The sequence below is a fragment of the Myroides sp. LoEW2-1 genome (assembly GCF_009767705.1).
Lineage (GTDB): Bacteria > Bacteroidota > Bacteroidia > Flavobacteriales > Flavobacteriaceae > Flavobacterium > Flavobacterium album_A.
In genome coordinates, this window is record NZ_WSPP01000166.1 from 1 (window position 1) to 25,048 (window position 25,048).

The 25,048-nt window shown below is 36.8% G+C and carries 16 protein-coding genes; 12 read left to right on the forward strand and 4 right to left on the reverse strand.

The annotated features are described in order from the left end of the window. Window positions 1-412 precede the first annotated feature (412 nt). From trxA to GOQ24_RS09915, 3 genes are all read right to left on the reverse strand, one after another. Entirely contained in the window at window positions 413-730 is a 318-nt protein-coding gene (gene trxA, locus GOQ24_RS09905; RefSeq protein ID WP_155092072.1) for a thioredoxin, read from the reverse strand. 96 nt (window positions 731-826) lie between these two features. Beyond that, a complete protein-coding gene (gene dnaE, locus GOQ24_RS09910) occupies window positions 827-5,356 on the reverse strand; it encodes a DNA polymerase III subunit alpha (RefSeq protein ID WP_155092071.1) in 4,530 nt (1,509 codons plus the stop codon). A gap of 113 nt (window positions 5,357-5,469) precedes the next feature. Continuing rightward, complete coding sequence (locus tag GOQ24_RS09915; RefSeq protein ID WP_155092070.1) at window positions 5,470-6,123, reverse strand: hypothetical protein; 654 nt, start codon at window positions 6,121-6,123, stop codon at window positions 5,470-5,472. Window positions 6,124-6,381: 258 nt separating this feature from the next. Between GOQ24_RS09915 and GOQ24_RS09920 the strand changes: the two genes are divergently transcribed. From GOQ24_RS09920 to GOQ24_RS09935, 4 genes are all read left to right on the forward strand, one after another. Further along, window positions 6,382-6,930 carry a 30S ribosomal protein S16 gene (locus GOQ24_RS09920; protein WP_160339602.1) on the forward strand — a complete coding sequence of 183 codons (549 nt, stop codon included), beginning with the start codon at window positions 6,382-6,384 and terminating at the stop codon, window positions 6,928-6,930. Between the two features lie 12 nt (window positions 6,931-6,942). Further along, a complete protein-coding gene (gene rimM, locus GOQ24_RS09925) occupies window positions 6,943-7,473 on the forward strand; it encodes a ribosome maturation factor RimM (RefSeq protein WP_006257597.1) in 531 nt (176 codons plus the stop codon). A gap of 102 nt (window positions 7,474-7,575) precedes the next feature. Next, complete coding sequence (locus GOQ24_RS09930; RefSeq protein WP_155092068.1) at window positions 7,576-8,715, forward strand: PD-(D/E)XK nuclease family protein; 1,140 nt, start codon at window positions 7,576-7,578, stop codon at window positions 8,713-8,715. 53 nt (window positions 8,716-8,768) lie between these two features. Beyond that, window positions 8,769-9,302, forward strand: a complete 534-nt coding sequence (locus tag GOQ24_RS09935; RefSeq protein WP_166520738.1) for an adenylate kinase — start codon at window positions 8,769-8,771, stop codon at window positions 9,300-9,302. 285 nt (window positions 9,303-9,587) lie between these two features. Here GOQ24_RS09935 and GOQ24_RS09940 read toward each other — a convergent pair whose 3' ends face one another. Next, window positions 9,588-11,546 (reverse strand): hypothetical protein, encoded by a 1,959-nt coding sequence (locus tag GOQ24_RS09940; protein WP_160339603.1) that lies wholly within the window; start codon window positions 11,544-11,546, stop codon window positions 9,588-9,590. 213 nt (window positions 11,547-11,759) lie between these two features. Between GOQ24_RS09940 and GOQ24_RS09945 the strand changes: the two genes are divergently transcribed. The 8 genes from GOQ24_RS09945 (at window position 11,760) to metF (ending at window position 24,978) form a co-directional block, all read left to right on the forward strand. Beyond that, window positions 11,760-12,467, forward strand: a complete 708-nt coding sequence (locus GOQ24_RS09945) for a tRNA1(Val) (adenine(37)-N6)-methyltransferase (RefSeq protein ID WP_155090841.1) — start codon at window positions 11,760-11,762, stop codon at window positions 12,465-12,467. Between the two features lie 479 nt (window positions 12,468-12,946). Beyond that, window positions 12,947-14,221: an O-acetylhomoserine aminocarboxypropyltransferase/cysteine synthase family protein gene (locus GOQ24_RS09950; protein WP_155090840.1), complete on the forward strand. Its 1,275-nt coding sequence runs from the start codon at window positions 12,947-12,949 to the stop codon at window positions 14,219-14,221. A 1-nt stretch (window position 14,222) separates the two neighbouring features. Next, window positions 14,223-15,362: a trans-sulfuration enzyme family protein gene (locus GOQ24_RS09955; RefSeq protein WP_155090839.1), complete on the forward strand. Its 1,140-nt coding sequence runs from the start codon at window positions 14,223-14,225 to the stop codon at window positions 15,360-15,362. A 16-nt stretch (window positions 15,363-15,378) separates the two neighbouring features. After that, on the forward strand, window positions 15,379-16,344 hold the full coding sequence (locus GOQ24_RS09960; RefSeq protein WP_160339604.1) for an alpha/beta fold hydrolase: 966 nt from the start codon (window positions 15,379-15,381) through the stop codon (window positions 16,342-16,344). Window positions 16,345-16,356: 12 nt separating this feature from the next. Further along, a complete protein-coding gene (gene thrA / locus GOQ24_RS09965) occupies window positions 16,357-18,759 on the forward strand; it encodes a bifunctional aspartate kinase/homoserine dehydrogenase I (protein WP_160339605.1) in 2,403 nt (800 codons plus the stop codon). A gap of 288 nt (window positions 18,760-19,047) precedes the next feature. Continuing rightward, the gene (locus GOQ24_RS09970) at window positions 19,048-20,244 is read left to right on the forward strand and encodes a trans-sulfuration enzyme family protein (protein WP_155090838.1); all 1,197 of its coding nucleotides are present in this window, start codon (window positions 19,048-19,050) and stop codon (window positions 20,242-20,244) included. A gap of 46 nt (window positions 20,245-20,290) precedes the next feature. Next, window positions 20,291-24,022, forward strand: a complete 3,732-nt coding sequence (gene metH, locus GOQ24_RS09975) for a methionine synthase (RefSeq protein WP_160339606.1) — start codon at window positions 20,291-20,293, stop codon at window positions 24,020-24,022. Then, on the forward strand, window positions 24,019-24,978 hold the full coding sequence (gene metF / locus GOQ24_RS09980) for a methylenetetrahydrofolate reductase [NAD(P)H] (protein ID WP_155090836.1): 960 nt from the start codon (window positions 24,019-24,021) through the stop codon (window positions 24,976-24,978). The genes metH and metF overlap by 4 nt, the downstream gene beginning before the upstream one ends. Window positions 24,979-25,048 lie beyond the last annotated feature (70 nt).

The following is a 25,048-nucleotide window of genomic DNA, read 5'->3' on the forward strand; positions in this document are numbered from 1 at the left end:
CCGGTTCGTTGATATTCCATATATCAAAGGTAAACATTTTTAGAAGCTGAAAGCTAAATGCACTAAAGTGCATAGTTTTAACTACAGTCTGCGACCAATAAACACCCTGAAGACTATAAGCTGTCTTCGTACCTTCTATCGAACTCACTTTAAAATAGATTTTTCCGTAATGGAATACTCTTTTAGTAGAAAATACTGACCAGCCTTACTATACCCTTATTTTATTAAAAACTCAAGATACACAGCTATAATACCTATAGCTGACAAGCCAATACAGACAAACTATATAGTACAAAAACTAATATCTTTATCATGAAAAAAATAATCTCATTAGATTATACAATAAAACAATCCCCTTTCGATTAAAAATCAAAAGGGGATTGTTTATATTTTAGACAAGTAATACTATCTATTACAAGTTGCTCTCGATAAAGTCTTGGTAAGTTTTCTTTGGAGCTACACCAACTTGTTTCGCTACAACTTCACCATTTTTAAATACCAATACTGTAGGAATGTTTCGGATACCGTATTTTGCAGCAAACTCTTGGTTTGTATCTACATCAACTTTACCTACTACAGCTTTTCCGTCGTATTCTACACTTAATTCTTCAACGATTGGGCCTAACATTTTACAAGGACCACACCATACTGCCCAGAAGTCAACAACTACTGGCTTATCTGATTTTAATACTACTTCTTCGAAAGTAGCATCTGTAATTTCTAATGCCATTATTCTACCTTTTATGTTATATCAACAAATCTAATAAATTAATTATATAATACTATTTATAAAGTATTAATTTTAACTATAGAGCAATTACAAAAACTAATTTAATTTAAAATTAACCTGCATTCTCTCCAATTCCTCTAAGAGTTCAGCTGTAATATTGACACGCATATTTCGACTGGATAGCTCTACTCTATTGACAATTCTTATTTCTTCTCTCTTTTCATCTACTACAACTTCTTCCATGGCCATTTCTTCATCTCCAAATTCCATATCTTCATCAAATGTAATGGGCATAATTGGTTTTACTTGATCAACAGGATCTAAGAAAACCTTTTCTAACTCCACTAAGTCAAAGTAAACAGGTTTGTCCCCTTCATTAAAACTAAACACCTCTTTCATATTATTGATTAGCTTCTCGTCAATCTCTTTTACGTTCAATAATATTATCAACTTCTTTGCTGATGTCGGAATAACCTCATAAAGCAATTTCATTTCCAAAAACTGCAATCTCGGCTCTCCTCTTTCACCTGTATCCTTTCTTATCCAACCTTCTTTAACTTGAGCTTTTACATGAACAAAGGTATTCTGTAATAAGAAATGTCTAAACTTTAAAAAGTCTTCATTAAAAAGTCTAAACTCACATCCCTCATCGTATCCTTCAATCGTAAACATCGCCCAATCCTTTCCTTTAGCAGATGTTCGAAATTCAACATTACTAATCATTCCACCAAAGGTTATTGTCCGACCAGCTAATTCTGTAAGATCGCGCATTTCTTCCACTCTGCTAGAGCAAAAATACTTCATCTCAAACTTAAAATCATCAAGTGGATGTCCAGATATATAAATACCTACTACTTCCTTCTCCTTTGCAAGTTTCTCCATTGTTGTCCACTCCTCACATACAGGTAAGACAGGTTCTGGTATTTCTACTTCAGCACTTTCACCAAATAAACTGAATTGTGAAGAATTATCATTCTCTTGAGATTTAGCCCCATAGCGAATTGCCTTCTCTAAGAATGGAATATTATCCATCGCATCCATATAGAAGTATTGCGCGCGATGTGTATTTTCGAAGCAATCAAAACCACCAGCTAAGGCAAGATTTTCAAAAGCTTTCTTATTAGCTGCACGCAAATCAATGCGCTTCGCTAAATCAAATATTGACTTGTAATTCCCTTTTTCGCGATTCTCAACAATGGTATTCACAGCTCCTTGTCCTACTCCTTTTATCGCTCCCATCCCAAAGCGAACTGCATACTCATCATTTACTGTAAACTTGTAATAAGATTCATTCACATCAGGTCCTAATACATGAAGTCCCATACGCTTACACTCTTCCATAAAGAAAGTAACCGATTTAATATCATTCATATTATTAGACAGTACAGCAGCCATGTACTCAGCAGGATAATGAGCCTTTAAATAAGCAGTCTGATAGGCAATCCAAGCATAACAAGTAGAGTGAGATTTGTTAAACGCGTACGAAGCAAATGCCTCCCAGTCTTTCCAAATCTTTTCTAATATTGTTGCATCATGCCCTTTCGCTGAAGCTTGTTCCACAAACTTCGGTTTCATCTTATCCAAGACATCCTTTTGCTTCTTACCCATTGCTTTACGAAGTACGTCCGCCTCACCTTTCGTAAATCCAGCAAGCTTTTGTGACAGAAGCATTACCTGCTCTTGATATACGGTAATACCATAAGTTTCTTTTAGGTATTCTTCACAAGCATCTAAATCGTAGACAATTGGTTCCTCACCATTCTTACGACTAATAAACGAAGGGATATACTCTAATGGTCCTGGTCGATATAAAGCATTCATCGCAATTAAATCGGCAAATACAGTAGGCTTCAGTTCACGCATATACTTTTGCATTCCAGGAGATTCGTACTGGAATACACCTACCGTTTCCCCACGCTGGAATAACTCATAAGTTTTTACATCGTCAATAGGGATTTCGTCAGGATTAATATCTATACCTGTTCTATGTTTTACCAACTTAACGGTGTCCTTGATAAGAGTCAATGTTTTCAACCCTAAAAAGTCCATTTTTAATAACCCTGCACTCTCTGCAACTGAGTTATCAAACTGAGTAACGTATAAATCTGAATCTTTAGCTAAAGTAACAGGAACAAACTTTGTAATATCATCTGGTGTAATAATTACACCACAAGCGTGGATTCCTGTATTTCGCATAGAACCCTCTAATATTTTAGCTTGTTGTATAGTTTCTGCAGCTAATGAGTCTTCTTGTGCTAATGTTATGAGCTCTTTTACTTTATCAAATTCTTCTGATCGAAGTACTCCCTTTATTGCACTCTCATCCTCTGTTAAAAATCGATTTAGGTTCCACTTAGAAGGCATCATACCGGGAATCAACTTCGCAATTCTATCTGCCTCAAACAATGGCAGGTCTAATACACGTGCTGTATCTCTAATTGCAGACTTAGTCGCCATCTTACCATAAGTGATAATCTGCGCCACTTGATTAGCTCCATACTTATTGATTACATATTCCATTACTCGACCACGACCTTCATCGTCAAAATCAATATCGATATCGGGCATGGATACACGATCTGGGTTAAGGAAACGCTCAAAAAGCAAATCATACTCGATAGGATCAAGATTCGTAATTCCCAAACAATAAGCTACAGCAGAACCTGCAGCAGAACCACGACCTGGCCCAACCGAAACTCCCATATCTCTTGCCGCAGCAATAAAGTCTTGTACAATTAAGAAGTAACCAGGATAGCCCGTTCTTTCAATAGTAGCTAACTCAAAGTCTAAACGCTCGCGAATTTCATCTGTAATTTCTTTATATCTTCGTTTTGCACCTTCATAAGTAAGATAACGCAAATAGTTGTTTTCACCTCTTTTCCCACTCCCATCACCCTCCAAGTCTCTTTCATCTTGAAATTCTTCCGGAATATCAAATTTTGGAAGAAGTACATCTCTATGTAAAACAAATGGCTCAACTTTATCTACAACTTCTTGAATATTATAAATAGCATCCGGAACATCTTTAAATAGTTCCTTCATCTCGTCACTTGACTTGAAATAGTATTCTTGATTTGGCAACCCATAGCGATAGCCTCTTCCTCTACCTATAGGTGTAGATTGTTTCTCACCATCTTTAACACACAATAAAATATCGTGGGCATTCGCATCCTTCTTATCTAAGTAATAAGAATTATTCGTTGCTATTAATTTGATATCGTGTTTTCTTGAAAAGTCAATAAGCACTTGATTAACTCTATTTTCATCTTCTTGCCCATGGCGCATTAACTCAATATAGAGGTCTTCACCAAATTCTTCCTTCCACCAAAGTAAAGCCTCTTCAGCCTGCTTTTCACCAATATTTAGAATCTTACCTGGCACTTCTCCATAGAGGTTACCTGTTAGGACAATCACATCTTCCTTATATTTCCTAACAACCTCTTTATCTATACGCGGCACATAATAGAAACCATCTGTATAGGCAATAGAAGCCATCTTAGCCAAATTGTGATATCCTCTTTTATTCTTTGCTAACAGTACTACTTGAAAACCATTGTCTTTTTTAGACTTATCCGTATGATCTTCACAAATAAAAAACTCACATCCTACAATCGGAGTTAAAAGAGGTACTAATGTTTCTCCTTTCTCCGCACGCTCTTTATTCTGTGCCTCTATTTTCTTATTGTGATTGTTAACCTCCATTACAAAATGAAAGGCTCCCATCATATTTCCGTGATCCGTCATAGCCACCGCAGTCAGTTCCATTTCACCTGCTTTTTTTACAAGAGAGGGAATTGAAATCGTAGATTGCAAGACGGAAAATTGTGTATGTACATGGAGATGAGCAAACTTCGCTACTTTAAACTTCTCCTTTGCTTCATCGCTAATAACCTCAGTAGGTTCACCTTGCAACTTTGACAACCTCTGACGAACTTCATCAGAAGCCTTTTTAAGATTGATGTGCTTTAAACCAGCTGGTTGAAATGGCTCTGGGTTTGCTTGTATATAGCGCTGAATATATGTATCATCACATTGCAGTTCCTCCTTAGAGAATACTCCTTTTTTTAATAACTCAAGAAAACAACGAGTAGTTGCTTCAACATCAGCAGTTGCATTATGTGCTTCTCCAAATGGAACACCAAACAAATAAGTATGTAGCTCAGTTAAAGTAGGCAATTTATAACGACCCCCTCTACCTCCGGGTATCTTAAGTAACTCAGCTGTAACTTCGGTACAAGTATCAAGCACAGGCAACTCACTCATAATAGATGTCACCCCCATACGATAGAACTCACACCCCATTATATTAAGGTCAAAGGCTAAGTTCTGTCCTACAATAAATTTTGTTTTTGATAATGCAATATTAAATTTAGCTAACACTTCGGCAAGAGAAATACCCTGCTCCTCTGCTAATTCGGTAGAAATACCATGGATGCGCTCTGAATCGTAAGGAATATTAAATCCTTCAGGTCTAACAAGGTAATCCTGATGTTCAATTAAATTTCCCATTTCATCGTGTAATTGCCAAGCAATCTGTACACAACGTGGCCAGTTGTCTGTATCTGTAATAGGGGCAGACCAACTCTTTGGGAGTCCTGTTGTTTCAGTATCAAAAATTAAATACATAGCTGATTATAAGAAGTTTACCTTATTTTACTTAGATTTCTCAAGAAAAACAAAGGTATAAAAAAAGACTGCGTTTCGGAAAAACACAGTCTCAAAAGAATTGTAATCATTACCTATCGAGGTAATTCTAAAGGTATTCTAAAGAATACTCCTTCTTGAAATATTTTAGTATTTTGCAGAGCAGCATGCTCCTCTTTCTGTTTTTCTGTGAAGTTCTTTTGTTGTGTTTCGTCAAGATCTTCTTTGATAAGATTAGCGAAGAAAGTTCCACTAATTGTCCCTGGTATTTGATCAGCTTCAGGAGCAAAATACACTTCCCCCATCTCTACTTCATTCTTATTCTTATCAATACCTCTTGTAACATATAAAGCGAACGTTTCATCTAATGAACTTTTACTTTTAACTCGATAATAAGCATATGCATCATCTTTCGTACTTTCTCTATTGTCAAATTGAATATTAGCTTGTTTACCGCCATTTTCAACTTTGCGATATTCCTCAAGTTTGATTGTTTTACCAAACAAACTTGGACTATAAGGTACTTTCATTACATAAGAGGTACTATCAGTTTCGCCCATAATATACAGTACATTCTCATTAGCTATATAAGCAGTCATGCGCTCTGGCTTCCACTTCTCATATTTTACTGCCTCTTTATACTCCTCATTATTTGTATAAGCTTGTAACCCAGGATCACTGTTCTTAGTGTCATTTTCACAAGCAATACAAGCAGCAATAACCAATAGTAGACCTAATATCTTTTTCATAGTAAATAATTATCTTCTATAATAACTTCAAATACAAAAATATAGTATTTAATAGCAGAAAAAAACTTTCTCAAAGATAAAAGTTGCTAAAAAAGTGCGAATCTATCCTTTATCTAAGGTTAATAAGACATCTCGTTATCAATCAATAGCTTATAATAAATATTTTTTTCAATAAAATAAATGTATTAAAGTCAAAAAAGCATATCTTTGCACTCAATTTTTAACCGAGGTCGGGTACCTCAAACAAATAAATTAATTATGTCTGTAAAAATTAGATTACAAAGACACGGTAAAAAAGGAAAACCTTTTTACTGGGTAGTAGCTGCTGATGCACGCTCAAAAAGAGATGGTAAATACTTAGAAAAAATCGGTACTTACAATCCAACAACTAACCCTGCAACTGTAGAGATTAATGTTGATCTTGCTGTTAAATGGTTATTCAATGGTGCTCAACCAACAGATACTGCTAGAACTTTACTTTCTTACAAAGGAGTAATGTTAAAACACCACTTACAAGGTGGAGTTAACAAAGGAGCTTTAACTCAAGAGCAAGCTGACGCGAAATTCGCTGCTTGGTTAGAAGAAAAAGCTGCTAAAATCAACGCTAAGAAAGATGGTTTATCATCAAACAAAGCTGCTGATAAAGCTGCAAGATTAGCTGCTGAGAAAGAAGTAAGTACTAAACGTGCTGCTGCTGCTCAAGAAGCTAAAGCTGCTGCTGAGGCTGCTCCTGCTGAAGCTGCTGAGGCTGCTCCTGCTGAAGCTGCTGAAGCAACTGAAGAAAGCAACGAAGAAACTCAAGCATAATTCTCAAGCGATATGCGTAAAAAGGATTGTTTCTATTTAGGCAAAATCGCAAAGAAATTTAGCTTTAAAGGGGAGGTGCTTATTTATTTAGACACCGATGAACCTGAGTTATACGAAAACTTGGAATCAGTGTTCGTCGACTTCGACGGACAACTGGTTCCTTTTTTTATGGAACAAGCTTCATTACACAAAAGCGATTTTTTAAGAGTTAAATTCGAGGAGTCTAACTCTGAAGAAGATGCTGACCGATTAGTCGGATCAGAGATATACCTACCACTAACGATGCTTCCTAAACTTGAAGGAAACAAGTTCTACTACCACGAGATCACTGGTTTTGACGTAATAGATACTAACGAAGGTGAAATAGGTCAACTAAAAAGAGTAAACGATAGTAATTATCAACCTCTATTCGAGATAGACTTTAACGGAACCGAAATATTAGTTCCGATGATAGACGAACTTATCCATAAAGTAGATCGTGAGAATAAGAAGTTATATCTTAATGTACCTGTTGGGTTATTAGATATTTACTTAGGTAGATAATACATCACATCATACAGCCTCGAGACACTTGTTTCGAGGTTTTTTGTTTTTTATAATACTTCCAGAATTTCGTAGCTTTACTATCCATTTAAACTAAATACAATGGTACAAATAAAGAATCTACTTAGTCAAATAAGTATTATTGATAGGAAAAATACAGAGACTTTAGCCACTACAGGTGGGCTGTTTAATATGTTTGCCATTTGCGGTGTCAATCACTACGAAAATACGCACTCTGCAATTATAGCAGAACTTTTGAATCCAAAAGGAAGTCATGGACTAAAACACAAACTATTAGATACCTTCATTAAATCATTAGATCCTTACTTTAGTATTCCTAATTTCAATTCTGAGACAGCTAAAGTACATAGAGAATACTCTACACCCCAAGGACGTATTGATATATTTATTGAAGATAACAATAATAATGCAATAATAATAGAGAATAAGATACATGCAGAAGATCAAGATAGACAATTAATCAGGTATGACACTTATGCAAAAGACACTAAACAAAATTACCAAATACTTTACCTTAGTCTCTATGGTGAAGATGCTTCTGAACAAAGTAGTGCAGGAGTAACCTATCTTCCTATCGCTCATGGTAAAGAAATCATAGATTGGTTAGAACAGTGTGTAACTATTGCATCTCGTTTCCCAATAGTAAGAGAGACTATTATTCAATACATAAATCACTTAAAACAACTAACAGGACAAGATATGGATTCCAAAAATAAAGAAGAAATAGTAGCAGTATTATCAAAAATAGAGAATCTTAAAGCTGCGCAAGCTATAGCTCAAAACTATGCCGCAACTTTTGATTATTTGGCTGAAAAATACGTAAACCCATTAATGGAAGAATTTGCTAAAGAAAATGGATTGGAGTATGTTTATGAAGAAAGCAAAGAAGAGTATATACGATTCTATTTTACAAATACAGAATGGAAAGGCAAATTTTGGATTGGTTTTACATTTGAAAGTAAAAAATATTATTATGGAATTGCTAATAACCCAAAAACACATTTAATGTCAATAGAAAACAGAGCTATAATACATAAAAAATTAGAAGAGTCTAATGTAACAAACCGTAAAACTAGTGAATGGTGGCCTTTTTATGCTTATAACGAAAATCTTACTCTAGAAAATTGGCAAACAAACATTATAGAATCTACTACTTTTGTAGAAGACTGTAAGACTAAAATATTAACACTTCTTAGAGCAATAGGGGATATAGAAATATAATGTATACCCCACAGCACTTGTTTCGAGGTTTTTTGTTTTTATATTTGTCGATTATGGTAGCACTACATCACTTGGGTAATCGCATCTGCATCATTGGGCTTAGCTCCTCTGGCAAGTCTACTCTAGCACAAGCCTTAGGCAATAAACTGAATCTAAATATCCTGCATTTAGATCAGATAGCACATATCCCTAATACAGACTGGATACCTCGTGACAAAGCACTTATGACAGCTGATCATCAGACATTCTTAAGCGATCATACAGACTGGGTGATAGAAGGCAACTATAGCTTCTTAATGCCTGAGCGGTTTAAAGAGGCTACGTGCATTATCTGGCTAGACTTCTCTCCTATCGGAGCATTGTATAGATACATAAAACGCAGTATCACGCATAGAGATACTCGCCCTGGCAACTTAGACGGTGCCGAGAGCCAATTCAGTATGAAGATGGTTAAGTATATCTTATTCGAAGCTCCTAAAAAAAGCCCTAAGTATGTAGAACTAATTAATAATAGCACTGCTACCTTCATTCATATCAGAAGTTTTAAAGAACTAATGAAGTGGTATAAAGTGTGGGGATTATCCTAATCCCCTCGCCCTTTGCATTTACTCCAAATTATATCTTTTTCAGAGGCCTTATCATCAATTCAACTAAAGAAAAACATTATATGTTCTCTAAATCTAACTCTAATATTCAGTATTCATCTATTAAACTACAATCAATGTTTAGTCGTTTTAAGTTGATTACTGTCTACAAAAATAAAGAGCTATAATTAACATACCTAACAAACTAATGGATGCGTACATAAAGTCATAACCCATAAAAAAACCTCAAATCAGTTGATTTGAGGTTTTTTATAAAGAAATTCTAACTTAATCAAAATCTATTTGTAGTGACTTAAGTATAGTTTTCTCAGCATCTGCATAATACAATAATACAATATAATCTTTTTCATCTGTCGTAAGTAATGGATGTTTCACATTAGAAGAGTATGCATTTACAATAGCATTACCATTTCCTCCACCTGACCAATGAATATCCTTTATTAAATCACCTTTAGAATCATAAAACTGATATCCATTTACAAAATATATATCAGGAGAGTTATTCTCCATTACTAATTTGAGCTCCACCTGTCCATTGTTATTATTAACTTTACTTGTACTTGATTGTGTTACTCTAAATAATTCTGCAAAAGGTGCCGATTGTACATTTATTTTTTGTTCAAAATTAGTATAATAAGGGTGTCTAATTGTAAGTACTGCTGTACCTTTTTCAGTAGGCCTTGTTATAACACCATTTGAAGTAATTCTAATATTTGGATTATCTGAAGTCCAAATAAAATCACCTTTAGGTCCTAATGGTGCCACAATAGTTTTATTAGAAAACTCATATGTATTAGCTACTTCATCTGTAGGCAAGCCTAATACAGCATACTGTGATACAACTTTGAAAGAAATATCACTTGGAGAATCAACCTTTATCTCACCCACTTTTTTTCGACTACCATTACTAATTTTTGTATATACATCAATTATATCACTCTCATAACTAATATGTTCTATACTAATCTCTGTTTTTTTGTAATTAGCAAACTGAGCAAATGATAATTTTTTCTGTGAAACAAACTCTAAAGATGAAGGATCCGCATCCTTAGGTTCTATATCATAAGTAAATCTTTCTATAGCACTTTTATATAATTGTACAGGATTCTGCTTTAAAGAGAATTTCGATATTTCTCTCATTTTTACATTCACTTGTATTGAAGCAGTTAATTTAGCATCTTCACTTGTTGTTACTGTTACTATAAAGGATGTATCTACTTTAATATTATCTAATTTTGATACAATACCTTTTACAACAGATAAACCAGTTGGTGAACTTTTCCAAACTAATTTATTTACATCGAGATTCTCTGTTATCAACACTTCATTTAAATCATAAGTTTCATCCCCTGTTATATCTATTACTTCTTTTGTAAATTCAAGTTTATTTTTTACAACATTAACCTTTAAATTACCCTCTATCTTCCCATCAGCTGTTTGAGCAATTACAATAAGTGAACCTACTTTTAAAGCAGTCATCTTCATTTTGCTAATACTTACATAAGTATCATTGTACTTCCACTTAATAGTTTCGACATCGATATTCTTTAGTTCAACAAGGTCGTTCAAATCAACAGAAGCATCTACTGCCATATCAATAGATTCTTCTTTAAACGTAATCTTTCTTTCTATGACTTTTACTTTTAAAATAGAAGTATTATTCGTGTTTTTAATTGTAGCATTAATCAATACCTCTCCTTCTTTTAATGCTATAAGCTTTGTTCCTTCTATTCTAACATTTTCAGAATTATCAGCTTTCAACTCTATCTGATCCCATTCAACATTAATCAATGAGACAATTGGCATTAAATCTAACTCTTCTAGAGTCCCTAATACAATCTCATCTTGTGCAAAAACAATCTTTTGTTCAGCTACAACAATCTTCATGGTAGCATTTACCTTAGATTTCTTAGATTGTGCTCTTATAATAGTTTCCCCTGTTTTATGTCCAACAAGGTTAGTACCATCTACAAAGCTTGCTACTTCAGGATTATCAGAAGTAAAATTTATTTCTTCAAAAGAAATATTCTTAACCCGTAAATTTTTTAATATATCATACTCTTCATTAGGTAAAATGGTATGTGTAAGCACATCAAACGTAATTTCTTCCACAACTGGCTTTGGTACTTCACCTCCATCAGTAATATTATTACCTCCATCATCGCTACTAGAGCAAGAGAACATGAATAGAGACAAAATAAACACTAATAAAATTCTTAATTTCATAATCACTTAAATTAATTTTAATACAAAATTAAAAAATATTTTACAATAATTTCATAAATATTAACAATAAAACAAACCATAAAATACTAAATACGCAATAACAAATGTGGTACTTCATACGTTTATGATAAGCCTACCATACTTAAAGAGATATACTTTCCTTATTAGGTCACTAAACCTCCTTTTTGTACTTTTGCAAAAAGACTAAGCAAGATGTTTCAATTTAAACAGTTTACGATACAGCAGGATAAATGTGCGATGAAGGTAGGTACGGATGGAGTACTATTAGGAGCATGGACACCGATAGACAATAATCCTTATAAGGTGTTAGACATAGGATCAGGCACAGGACTGTTAGCCTTAATGATGGCACAGCGCACAGGTGCAGAGCAGATAGATGGAGTAGAAATAGATGAAAACGCACATGAGCAAGCTGTAGAGAACTTTGAGAACAGCCCTTGGGGTGATAGACTATTCTGCTATCATGCCGACTTAGAGACCTTCGCTAATGAGATGGAAGAAGAATATGATCTAATTATCTCTAATCCTCCTTTCTATAGTGAAGATTATCACACGAATGATAAGCAGAGAGATACTGCTCGTTTTCAGGATGCGATGCCTTTTGATTTATTAATTGAGGCAGTAGAATATTTCTTGTCTGAGAAAGGGGTGTTTAGTGTAATTATTCCAGCCAAAGAAGAAGAGACACTGATGCGATTAGCAGCCGAGTTTGGTATCTATCCATTCAAGGTAACTCGCGTTCGAGGGAACGAACAAGCTGAAATCAAACGTAGCTTAATAGCTTTTTCACGTCAATTAGTAGAGAAAATCCCCTTAGATGAGCTAACTATCGAAGTAGAGAGACATCAATACACCCCAGCATTTGAGGCACTTGTGAAAGATTTTTATCTAAAATTATAAAAAAAGTTAAAATTATTTTGTTTATTCCGAAATAATTTAATGATATTTGTACCAACGAAAACAAAGAAGAAAAAATGAATACAGTTTATACAATGATGATGACAATGATGATGTGGAGAAATCCGCAGGGCTTGTTATTTGCATAAACTTAAATTCTAAATAACATATATAAAGCCCTTGCGATAGCGAGGGCTTTTTTTTTACACTAAACCAAACAGTATATAATTAGATAAATATAAATACCATGATTTTCAATACTAACACAATGATGATGGCAATGATGATGATGATGAACATGATGATGTTCACGACGCCCTATTGCCTAAAGTCAACGAGTTAGTTATAATCTAAACAAAGAGATTAAAATACTTGAAGTCCTTTTGGCAATGCCGAAAGGACTTTTTTTATGCCCTTTACTCAGTAGGGTTAAGTACTGAGAAAATAAAAAACAAGTAACTAAAACATTAAAAAATATAACCATGAGCAATCTAAATTTTTCAACACAAGCATTACACGCAGGACACAATGTACAATCTACAGCAGGAACAAGAGCTGTGCCTATCTATCAGACATCATCGTATGTATTCGAAAATGCTGATCATGCAGCAGGAGCTTTTAACCTGTCTATCCCAGCGTACATCTATACAAGATTAAACAACCCTACTAACGATATCTTAGAACAACGCTTAGCTGCACTTGAGGGAGGTATCGGAGCAGTGGTAACAGCATCAGGAGCATCTGCTATCTCTACAACGTTCTTAACATTATTAAAAGCAGGAGACCACATCGTATCCTCTAATAGCTTATACGGAGGGACTTATAACTTATTTAATGTTACTCTTCCAAGATTTGGTATCAACACCACTTTCGTAGATCCATCTAATGTAGAGAACTTCAGAACAAATATTCAAGAGAACACAAAAGCAATATTCGTAGAGAGTTTAGGTAATCCTAAGTTAGACATCATTAACCTAAAAGCAGTTGCTAAGATCGCACAAGAGTTTAAGATACCTTTCATCGTAGATAACACTGTTGCCTCTCCTGCTCTACTTAACCCGATCGAATATGGAGCTAATATCGTAGTACACTCACTGACTAAATATATAACCGGGAACGGTACTTCATTAGGTGGAGCGATTATCGATGCAGGGACATTTGATTGGTCAAGTGGTAGATTCCCTGAGTTCACAGAACCATCACCAGGATACCACGGACTAATATATCATCAAGCATTAGGTAATGCGGCTTTCATCGCTAAGATAAGAGTAGAAGGATTAAGAGATTTAGGTGCAGCACTTAGCCCATTCAATGCTTTCCAAATCATCCAAGGATTAGAGACATTGCCTATCCGTATCCAAAAGCACAGTGAGAATGCTCTTGCATTAGCAGAGTGGTTAGAGAAACAAGATGCTGTAGCATGGGTAAACTATCCAGGTCTGAAATCAAGCCCTTACCACGACTTAGCAAAAGAGTACTTACCTAAAGGACAAAGTGGAGTGGTAACATTCGGATTGAAAAAAGGATTTGAAGCAGCGAAGACAGTAGCGAACGAGACAAAACTATTCTCACTACTTGCCAACATCGGAGATACCAAGTCATTAATCATCCACCCTGCTTCTACTACACACCAACAGTTAAGTGTGGCTGAACAAAAAGCAACAGGAGTAGCACCTGACTTAATCAGACTATCAGTAGGAATAGAAAACATTGAAGATTTAAAAGCTGATTTAGCTAACGTATTTAAAACATTATAAGATGAGTACCCAAACAGATATACTAAAACACATTCCGATAGACCCACACACAGGAGCCATCGCAGTACCGATCTATCAGACAACGACATTCGCTCAAGAAGCACCAGGAGTAAACAAAGGATTTGACTACACACGTACCAACAATCCTACTCGTCAAGCCCTTGAAGAATTAGTTGCCTCTTTAGAAAACGGTGCAAAGGGGTTTGCCTTTGGGAGTGGACTGGCAGCTATAGATGCTGTATTTAAAACACTGAGTCAAGGAGATGAAGTAATAGCAGTAGCCAATATCTACGGTGGTACATACAGACTGTTGAATGAGGTATATGCAAAGTTTGGGATCAAAACTCATTATGTAGATACAACAGTAGCAGCTAATGTAGAGAAAGCAATCAATGACAAAACCAAGTTGATATGGATAGAAAGTCCTACTAACCCTACACTGCGTATATCAGATATACAAGCTATAGCAGACATTGCTAAGAAACACAAGGTTTGGTTATGCGTAGATAACACTTTCGCTACCCCAATAGCTCAAAAACCTTTAGACTTAGGAGCTGATATAGTTGTTCACAGTGCGACTAAGTACATAGCAGGACACTCAGATGTAGTAGCGGGATTGGTCATCACGAAGACAGAAGAGTTAGGCAAGATCATTAAGTTTCACCAAAACTCTACAGGAGCTATACTAAGTCCTTTCGATAGCTTTTTAACCATCAGAGGCATTGAAACACTCTTGCTCAGATACAAAGGATATTCAGAGAATGCCCTAAAGATAGCAGAGTACCTCAGCACACATCCGAAGATAAACAAGATATACTATCCAGGATTAAAAAGTCATGAAGGACATGAACTTGCTAAGAAGCAACAAAAGTATTTCGGAGGAGTCATCAGCTTTGATCTAAAGAACAACAGCAAAGAGGCAGCTCTTAAGATTATACAAAGTCTAAAACTCTTTACACTGACTGAGGGATTAGGAGGAATAAAGAGCTTGAGCAACTATCCTTTTGAGATGTCTCATGGCTCAGTACCTAAAGAGACTAAAGTACAAGCAGGGATAACAGAAAGTCTAATACGATTATCCATAGGATTAGAAGAAACAGAGGATTTAATAGAAGATATCAAACAGGCATTAGCACAATAAATAACAACTGAATACCATGAGTCGCTTACAAGAAATAACAATCACTAATCATACACTACCAAACGGAAGTACACATACTTTTCACTTCACCTATCAGGTGGTGGGACAGCCTTTACACAGTGCTCCAATTGTATTGGTCAACCACGCTTTGACAGGAAATAGTCAAGTAGCAGGCGATGACGGATGGTGGAATAGCTTAGTGGGTTATGACAAAGTAATCGACCTCAACCGATACACAGTCCTTGCCTTTGACATACCTGGTAATGGTTTTAACCAACAGGAGGCTCACCTCATCCAAGATTATAAAGCACTAACGACTAAAGTAATTGCAGAAGTATTTTGGAAAGCGTTAGACCGATTACAGATCAATAGACTATACGCTGTTATCGGAGGAAGTTTAGGAGGAAGTATTGCATGGGAATTAGCATTTTTAAGACCAAAAGCGATAGACCACTTAATCCCCATAGCGACAAGCTGTAAAGCATCTGATTGGTTAATAGGAAATGCTTTAGTACAAGACAGTATTCTGAACAACTCTTCTCAACCGATAGAAGACGCCCGTATGCATGCTATGTTACTCTACCGCACTCCTGCATCGCTCCAGCAGAAGTTCGCTAACGGATATAAAGAAAGCGAAAACCAATATGCGATAGAGAGCTGGCTTAAATATCACGGACAGGCTTTAGAAAGTCGCTTTAAACTCCAAGCCTATAAATTGATGAATCACCTTCTGAAAACTATAGGCCAAGAGCAAACACAAGACAGTTTAAAAACTTTTGCTCAACAAACCAGTGCACACATACACTGTATAGCAGTAGATACAGATTATATGTTCACCAAAGAAGAGCAAGAGCAAACAGTAGAATTACTAAAAGACTGTTGCAAACACATTACATACCAAGAGATTCAATCCATACACGGCCACGATGCCTTTTTGATTGAATACGAACAATTAAACAATTTATTAAAACCATTATATTAAAATCAGCACATTATGAAAGTATTAAAGTTTGGAGGGAAATCCCTTGCATCAGGACAAGCTTTTGACAACGTTATAAACATTATCAAAACAAAAGTAAACGAAGGACCTATCGCTATTGTGGTTTCTGCCATAGGAGACACTACAGATACCCTTGAACATATATTAGACTTAGCAAAGACTAAACAAGATTATACAACTGCCTTTGAAGCTTTTAAGAACAGACCTTACCACCAAGAAGCAGATATAGATACAGAAATAGGAGTATTGAGCAAATTATACGAAGGAGTATCTCTAATCGAAGACTACGGGCTAAAGATTAAAGACCAAGTATTAGCACAAGGAGAATTAATATCAAGTAAGATATTAGCTGCTCAATTAAATGCAAAAGGGATAAGAGCTACTTCTGTAGATAGCCGTCAATTCTTTATCACAGATAACAACTTCGGTAGTGCACAAGCTATAGATGAGCTATCAAAAGAAAAGACTAAAGCTTTCTTTGATCAATTAGACAAAGACACTATCGCTATCGTTACAGGATTCATAGGAGCTACCGAAAAAGGAGAAACGACTACTCTTGGACGCAATGGTAGTAACTACTCTGCAGCACTATTGGCTAATTTTATCCAAGCAGATGAATTGCAAAATTATACTCATGTAGATGGTATTTATACTGCTAACCCTGATTGGGTTAAGAATGCACAGAAGATAGAAGAACTTCACTTCGATGAAGCAAATGAGTTGGCAAACTTCGGAGCATCTATTCTACACGCCAAAACAATATTGCCTTTGGTAGAGAATAACATTCCACTGCGTATCTTAAATACATTGAACCCTAATAGCAAAGGAACATTAATCTCTAATAGACAAACAGTAAAGGGAATCAAGTCTTTATCTGTACAGTCTAACACAGCCTTAATCCAATTCGAAGGACGTGGACTATTAGGGATCGTTGGAGTTGACGCACGTGTATTTACAGCATTGGCTAACGAAGGAATAAGCGTTGGGGTAATTTCACAAGGTTCTTCAGAGCGTGGTTTAGGATTTATCGTGGAAGAAAAAGACGCAGATAAAGCAAAGGATGCCTTAAACCGCGAATTCTCTAATGACTTCTATACACGTGATGTGAATAGCATTTCTATTATCCGTGATATAGCAGTTATCTCAATCATCGGACAAGACCTAAGCACATTTGACAAGCCTTATGCTGCATTAGTAAAGAATAAGATCGTTCCTATCCTATTCAACAATACAGTGACAGGAAAGAACGTGAGTTTAGTAGTACGCAAAGAAGAAGCGAAGAAAGCGCTAAATGTGATCCACGGACAAATATTTGGTATCGCTAAGAAAATCAATATCGCTGTATTCGGTCATGGTTTAGTTGGAGGTACTTTAATTGATCAAATCTTACACTCTGCTCAATCTATCGAAGACAAAAAGAATATTGCCCTTAACATCTTCGCCATCGGTAACTCTAAAAAAGTATTGCTAAACGATGGGGGGATTAACTGCAACTGGAGAGAAGATTTAAAAGATAAAAGTGTTGCCTATAATATCCAAGAGGTCATCGACTATGCGAATGCTAACCACTTAGAAAACTTAATCGCAATAGATAATACAGCATCAGGAGAATTTATCAAAAATTATATCCCATTAGTAGAGAATGGCTTTGATTTAATCTCATCAAACAAGATTGCCAACACTATATCGTATAGTTTCTACAGAGAGTTACGCCAGACATTAAAGGCAAACCACAAAGAGTATCTATACGAGACAAACGTAGGTGCAGGATTACCATTGATTGATACAATCAAGCTACTTCACTTATCAGGAGAGAATATCACGAAGATAAAAGGAGTATTCTCAGGAAGTTTAAGTTACATCTTCAACAACTACTCTATCCAAGACAGACCATTTAGTGAAGTGCTGAAAGAAGCAATCGACAAAGGATATACAGAACCAGATCCACGTGAAGACTTATCAGGTAATGATGTAGGACGTAAGCTGTTAATCTTAGCGAGAGAGTTAGACTTACAAAACGAGTTCGAAGAGATAAACATTCAGAACTTAATTCCAACAGACTTACAAGCTGTGGATACTCCAACGTTCTTAAACAGTTTAGAGAAGTTAAACCCTTATTTCGACAAGATAAAACAAGGCTTAGCACCAGATACAGTACTTCGCTATGTAGGAGAGCTATCAGGCGATCTACAAAAAGACAAAGGAGTATTAGAAACGAAGTTAATCGAAGTACCAACAAGTTCTGCTTTAGGACAATTAAAAGGTTCAGACAGTATATTCGAGATATACACTGAGAGCTATGGCGACAACCCTATCATTATCCAAGGAGCTGGAGCTGGAGCATCTGTAACTGCCAGAGGAGTATTTGGAGATATTTTAAGATTAGCTGATAAATAAATTGGTTAACAGTGGACAGTTTACAGTTAACGAACTAACCAACGTAACTGTAAAAGTGACACAGAATCTTGTGTCAAACACTGTTAACTGTAAACCGTTAACCATAAGCTGTAAATCAACATAGTGTCCCACTTTATGCTACCATTTAATACTAAAATAATCATATGAGACCATAATAGTCAAGTATTTAAAGAGGCTTTGATTAAGCAACTACTTTTGATTTACAAGTGAATACCAAAAACTAACCACTGTTAACTGTAAACCGTTAACCGTAAACTAAAAAAAAAGATGAGTACAATTAACAATGAAGAAGGCTGTTGTTTTGAGACACAAGCCATAAGAACACAGACAGAGCGCTCCCAATACAATGAGCACTCTACACCACTATACCTAACCTCAAGCTTTGTCTTTGACGATGCTGAAAATATGCGTGCCGTATTCGCAGAAGAAGTTGAACAATATTCTTACTCACGTTTTACTAACCCTAATCAAACTGAGTTGGTAGAAAAGATCAGGCTATTCGAGAAAGCAGAAGCAGGTTATGCCTTTGCCACAGGTATGGCGGCTGTGTACTGCAGCTTGTTCCCATTATTAAAAACAGGTGATCACATTGTTTCTTGTTCTAACATCTTTGGTTCTACGAGAAGTTTATTCAGTAATATGTTTCCAGAATGGGGAGTTGAGACGAGTTACTTCGACCTAAACCAAGTTTACGATGTAGAGCAATTGATTCGACCTAACACGAAGATTCTCTTTGCAGAAAGCCCTACTAACCCAGGAGTGGATGTATTAGACTTAGCTTTTTTAGGAGAGATTGCAAAGAAACACAACTTGATCTTTATTGTAGACAACACTTTTGCCACTCCTTACTTGCAGAACCCGATTCCATTAGGTGCACATATAGTCATACACTCGGCAACTAAGTTAATAGACGGACAAGGAAGAGCTTGTGGAGGTGTGACTGTTGGCTATCAAGAGTATATTCAGAAAATATATGTCTTCGCTCGTACCATTGGCTCAAGCATTTCACCATTTAATGCATGGGTCTTGTCTAAAAGTTTAGAAACATTAGCTGTACGAGTAGATAGACATTGTGAGAATGCCTTGACTATAGCAGAGTATTTAGAAAGACATCCAGCAGTGGAGTTTATCAAGTATCCGTTCTTACCAAGTCATCCACAATATGAAATAGCAAAAAAACAAATGAAACAAGGAGGGAACATCATCGCCTTTGGGATTAAAGGAGGACTGGATGCTGGTAAAGCATTCTTAAATGCTTTACAATTATGTAGCCGCTCTGCTAATCTTGGAGATAGTAGAACGATCGTTACCCACCCTGCTTCTACCACACATAGTAAAGTTCCTGCAGAAGAAAAAATAGCCACAGGTATTACAGACAACCTGATACGTCTATCTGTTGGCTTAGAGAATACAAAAGATATTATCCGTGACTTAGAACAAGCATTATCTACTGCAATTAAATAATGCCTTTCAAGACACTTCAAAAAAACATTGATTAAAAGAGAAAATTATGTCAACAACACGAATACATACTGATATCAGAAGCCTATTAAAAGAACGCACCTTAGTACTCGATGGAGCAATGGGTACAATGCTTCAGGCTTACCGATTCTCAGAAGAAGATTTCAGAGGGGAGCGCTTTGCTGATTTTGCTCACCCCCTGAAGGGAAATAATGACTTGTTGTCTATTACTCAACCTGAAGCTGTTAAAGAAGTACACAGACAATATCTTTTGGCAGGAGCTGATATCTTATCTACAAACACTTTTTCAGGGACTACTATTGCGATGGCAGATTACCACCTGGAAGATATAGTATACGAACTAAACTACCAATCGGCTAAGATAGCCCGAGAAGTAGCAGACGAAGTAGAAGCTTTAGATCCTGACAGACCTCGCTATGTAGCAGGTGCTATCGGACCGACGAATAAAACAGCGAGTTTATCTCCTGATGTTAATAACCCAGGATATCGTGCCATTACTTTTGAAGAGCTGAGAGTAGCTTATAAGCAACAGGCTGAAGCCCTATTAGATGGAGGATGTGACTTACTATTAGTAGAAACCATATTTGACACGCTAAATGCTAAAGCAGCTTTATTTGCTATAGACGAGATACAGGCAGAACGAGGTATTGATATTCCAATCATGATTTCGGGTACGATAACTGATGCTTCAGGACGTACTTTATCAGGACAGACTGTTGAAGCTTTTCTAATTTCTATAGCACATATTCCTTTGTTGAGTATAGGGTTTAACTGTGCTTTAGGAGCGGAGCAATTAGAACCGTATGTAAAGCAATTAAGTCAACATGCTGCTGTGAATATCTCAGCTCACCCGAATGCTGGTTTGCCAAATGCCTTTGGAGAATATGATCAAACACCAACAGAGATGAAGGAACTAATCGACAGTTTCTTAAGTCAAAACTTAGTGCAAATCATCGGAGGGTGCTGTGGTACAACTCCAGAACATATTAAGCTAATTGCTCAGGCGGTAGCAGAACACAGTAAGGACAGAAAACCAAAAGAAAACAACCTAAAACCAGTACTTGCCCTATCGGGATTAGAACCTTTATATGTGACTGCAGAAGCGAACTTCATCAACGTAGGAGAACGCACCAATGTTACAGGATCACGTAAGTTTCTTCGCTTGATCAAAGAAGAGAAATTTGACGAAGCCTTAGCTGTAGCAAGAGAACAAGTAGAGGGAGGTGCTCAGATTATTGACATCAATATGGATGAAGGATTGTTAGACGGTGTGCATTGCATGACTAACTTCCTTAACCTCATCGCTTCTGAACCAGATATTGCGAAAGTTCCTATCATGATTGATAGTTCTAAATGGGAGATTATCGAAGCAGGACTACGCGTAGTACAAGGTAAAGCGATTGTGAACTCGATCAGTCTAAAAGAGGGAGAAGAGTTATTTATCGAACACGCTAAATTAATTAAACGCTACGGAGCTGCCTCTGTAGTAATGGCATTCGACGAAAAAGGACAGGCAGACTCCTTAGAAAGACGTATAGAGATCTGCCAACGTTCTTATGATATATTAGTCAACCAAGTGAACTTCGCACCTCAGGACATCATCTTTGACCCTAACATATTTCCTGTAGCGACAGGAATGGAAGAGCACAACAACAATGCTTTGGACTTCTTTAATGCTACCAAATGGATCAGAGAGAACCTTCCTTATGCCAACGTAAGTGGTGGTGTAAGTAATGTTTCTTTCTCTTTCAGAGGAAACAACAAGGTAAGAGAAGCAATGCATGCTGCCTTCTTATACCATGCGATACAGCACGGTATGAACATGGGTATAGTGAATCCTGAGATGTTAGAAGTTTACGATGAGGTAGACAAGGATTTAATGGAACACGTAGAAGACGTGTTGCTAAATAGACGAGCTGATGCGACTGAACGCCTACTCGACTTTGCCGAAAGTATTAAAAATGAAAGTGCTATTCAATCAACCGAAGTTAAAGTAGAAGAATGGCGTTCAGGTAGTATCCAAGACCGACTAACACATGCCTTAGTCAAAGGAATCGAAACATATATAGAACAAGATACAGAAGAAGCTCGCCTTAGTGTACCTCAACCGATTCAAGTGATTGAACAATATCTAATGAATGGAATGAATGTAGTCGGAGACCTTTTCGGAGCAGGCAAAATGTTCTTACCACAGGTAGTAAAGTCTGCACGTGTGATGAAGAAAGCGGTCGCCTATCTACTTCCTTTTATAGAAGAAAGTAAAAAACAGAACGCAGAAGCCTCTGTAGGTAATGCAGGTAAGATACTTATGGCTACTGTGAGAGGAGATGTACATGACATCGGTAAGAATATCGTAGCAGTGGTATTGGCTTGCAATAACTATGAGATCATTGACCTTGGGGTAATGGTCCCTCCTGAGAAGATTATTGAAACAGCGATAAAAGAGCAAGTGGATATTATCGGACTAAGTGGATTAATCACTCCATCCTTAGATGAGATGGTACACTTGGCTAAAGAGCTTGACAAGGCCAATAGCAATATTCCAATCATGATTGGTGGAGCAACTACTTCTCGTGTTCATACAGCTGTGAAGATTGCACCAGAATACAAGAATTGCGTTGTACATGTACACGATGCCTCACGTTCAGTGACCATAGCCAATCAGTTGTTACAAAAAGAAGTTGAAGCAAGCTTTAAAGAAAACATCAAAGCAGAATACGATCAGCTTAGACGCGATTACTTAGGTAGAGCAAGAGACAAAAGCTATATCACAATCGAACAAGCAAGAGCAAACAAAGTCAAGATAGAATGGGATGCTAAAGACATTGTCAAACCCAACTTCATCGGTACGAAGACTGTAACAGTAGAGCTGGACGAGTTATTGCCATTTATAGATTGGGCACCGTTCTTTCGTTCTTGGCAGTTGTTCGGCAAGTTTCCTGAGATCTTGACAGATGAGATAGTAGGACAGACAGCAACACAAGTATATGACGATGCTTTAGTAATGTTAGACAAAATCATCACTGAACGTTGGTTCGAAGCACGAGGTGTATTGGGCATTTTTCCTGCAAATCAAGTTAATGATGACGACATCGAAGTGTACAATGAACAAGGAGAAACATTAGACAAGTTATTAACGCTACGTCAACAATCGCTGAAGAACATCAAGGCTCCGAATATTGCCTTAGCCGACTTCGTTGCTCCAAAAGAAAGTGGATTAGAGGACTACATTGGTTTATTCGCAGTCTCAACAGGTTTTGGAGTAGATGAAATAGCCAAACAATATGAAGATGACCTTGATGACTATAACGCTATTATGGTCAAAGCATTAGCAGACCGTTTAGTAGAAGCCTTTGCAGAATACCTTCACCACGCAGTGCGTAAAGAAATTTGGGGATATGCTTCTGCAGAACGCCTTAGCAATGAAGAACTAATAAAAGAAGCATATCAAGGAATTCGACCAGCACCAGGTTATCCAGCTTGTCCTGATCACTTAGAAAAAGGAACGATATGGAAACTCCTACAAGTCGAAGAGCGCATAGGCGTAAGTCTGACAGAGAGCTATGCCATGTTCCCTGCCGCCGCAGTATCGGGTTATTATTTTGCCCACCCACAGAGTAGATACTTTGGATTAGGTAAAATAGAACAAGATCAATTAGCAGACTATGCTAAGAGAAGAAACATAACAATAGAAGAAGCTGAACGTTGGCTGTCACCCAACTTAGCACAAAATAATAAATTAACGACGAACGAATCATGAAAGTAACAGAACACATCCAAAAGGCAAACGGGAAAACACAATTCTCTTTTGAGATACTACCTCCCTTAAAAGGACAAAATATTCAAGGAATATTTGACTCTATCGAACCGCTAATGGAGTTTGACCCTCCTTTCATAGACGTAACGTATCATCGAGAAGAATATGAGTACAAAGAAGCAGGCAACGGACTGTGGGAAAAAAGAGTTGTCAGAAAAAGACCAGGAACTGTCGGCATTTGTTCAGCTATCCAACATAGATTCAAGTTGGATGCTATACCACACATCTTGTGTGGAGGCTTCACCAAAGAAGACACCGAAAACTTCCTCATAGACCTTGATTTCTTAGGGATAGATAATGTTGTAGCCCTTAGAGGGGATGCTGTGAAGAACGAGACTTACTTTAAACCCGAACCGAAAGGAAACAAATATGCCTCTGAATTGGTAACTCAAATCAGTGAACTTAACCAAGGTATCTATTTAGACCCAGAGCTTGAGAATACCAGTAAGACTGACTTCTGCATTGGAGTGGCTGGTTATCCTGAGAAACACATGGAAGCACCTAACTTTGATACAGACCTTAAATACCTAAAGCAGAAAATAGACAACGGAGCAGAATATATCGTTACACAGATGTTTTTTGACAACAGTAAGTTCTTTGCCTTTGTAGAGAAATGTAGAGCTATCGGTATTGATGTGCCGATTATCCCAGGGCTAAAACCATTAGCTACCCTAAGCCAATTGAATCTGCTACCTCAACGTTTTAAAGTTGACTTACCAGATGATTTGGTTGCTGAAGTACTCAAAGCAAAAGACAATGCTGCCATCCGCGAGATCGGTATTGAATGGTGTGCACAGCAGTCAAGAGAATTGATAGACGCAGGTATCCCTATCGTACACTACTACTCTATGGGTAAATCTGATAATATCAAGAAGATCATTAAGCTTGCAACGGTTTAGAGAACGGGGAACGGGGAACGGGAAACTGGGAACTGGGAGGACCGAGTGTTAAGAAAGTGTCCAGTGGCTA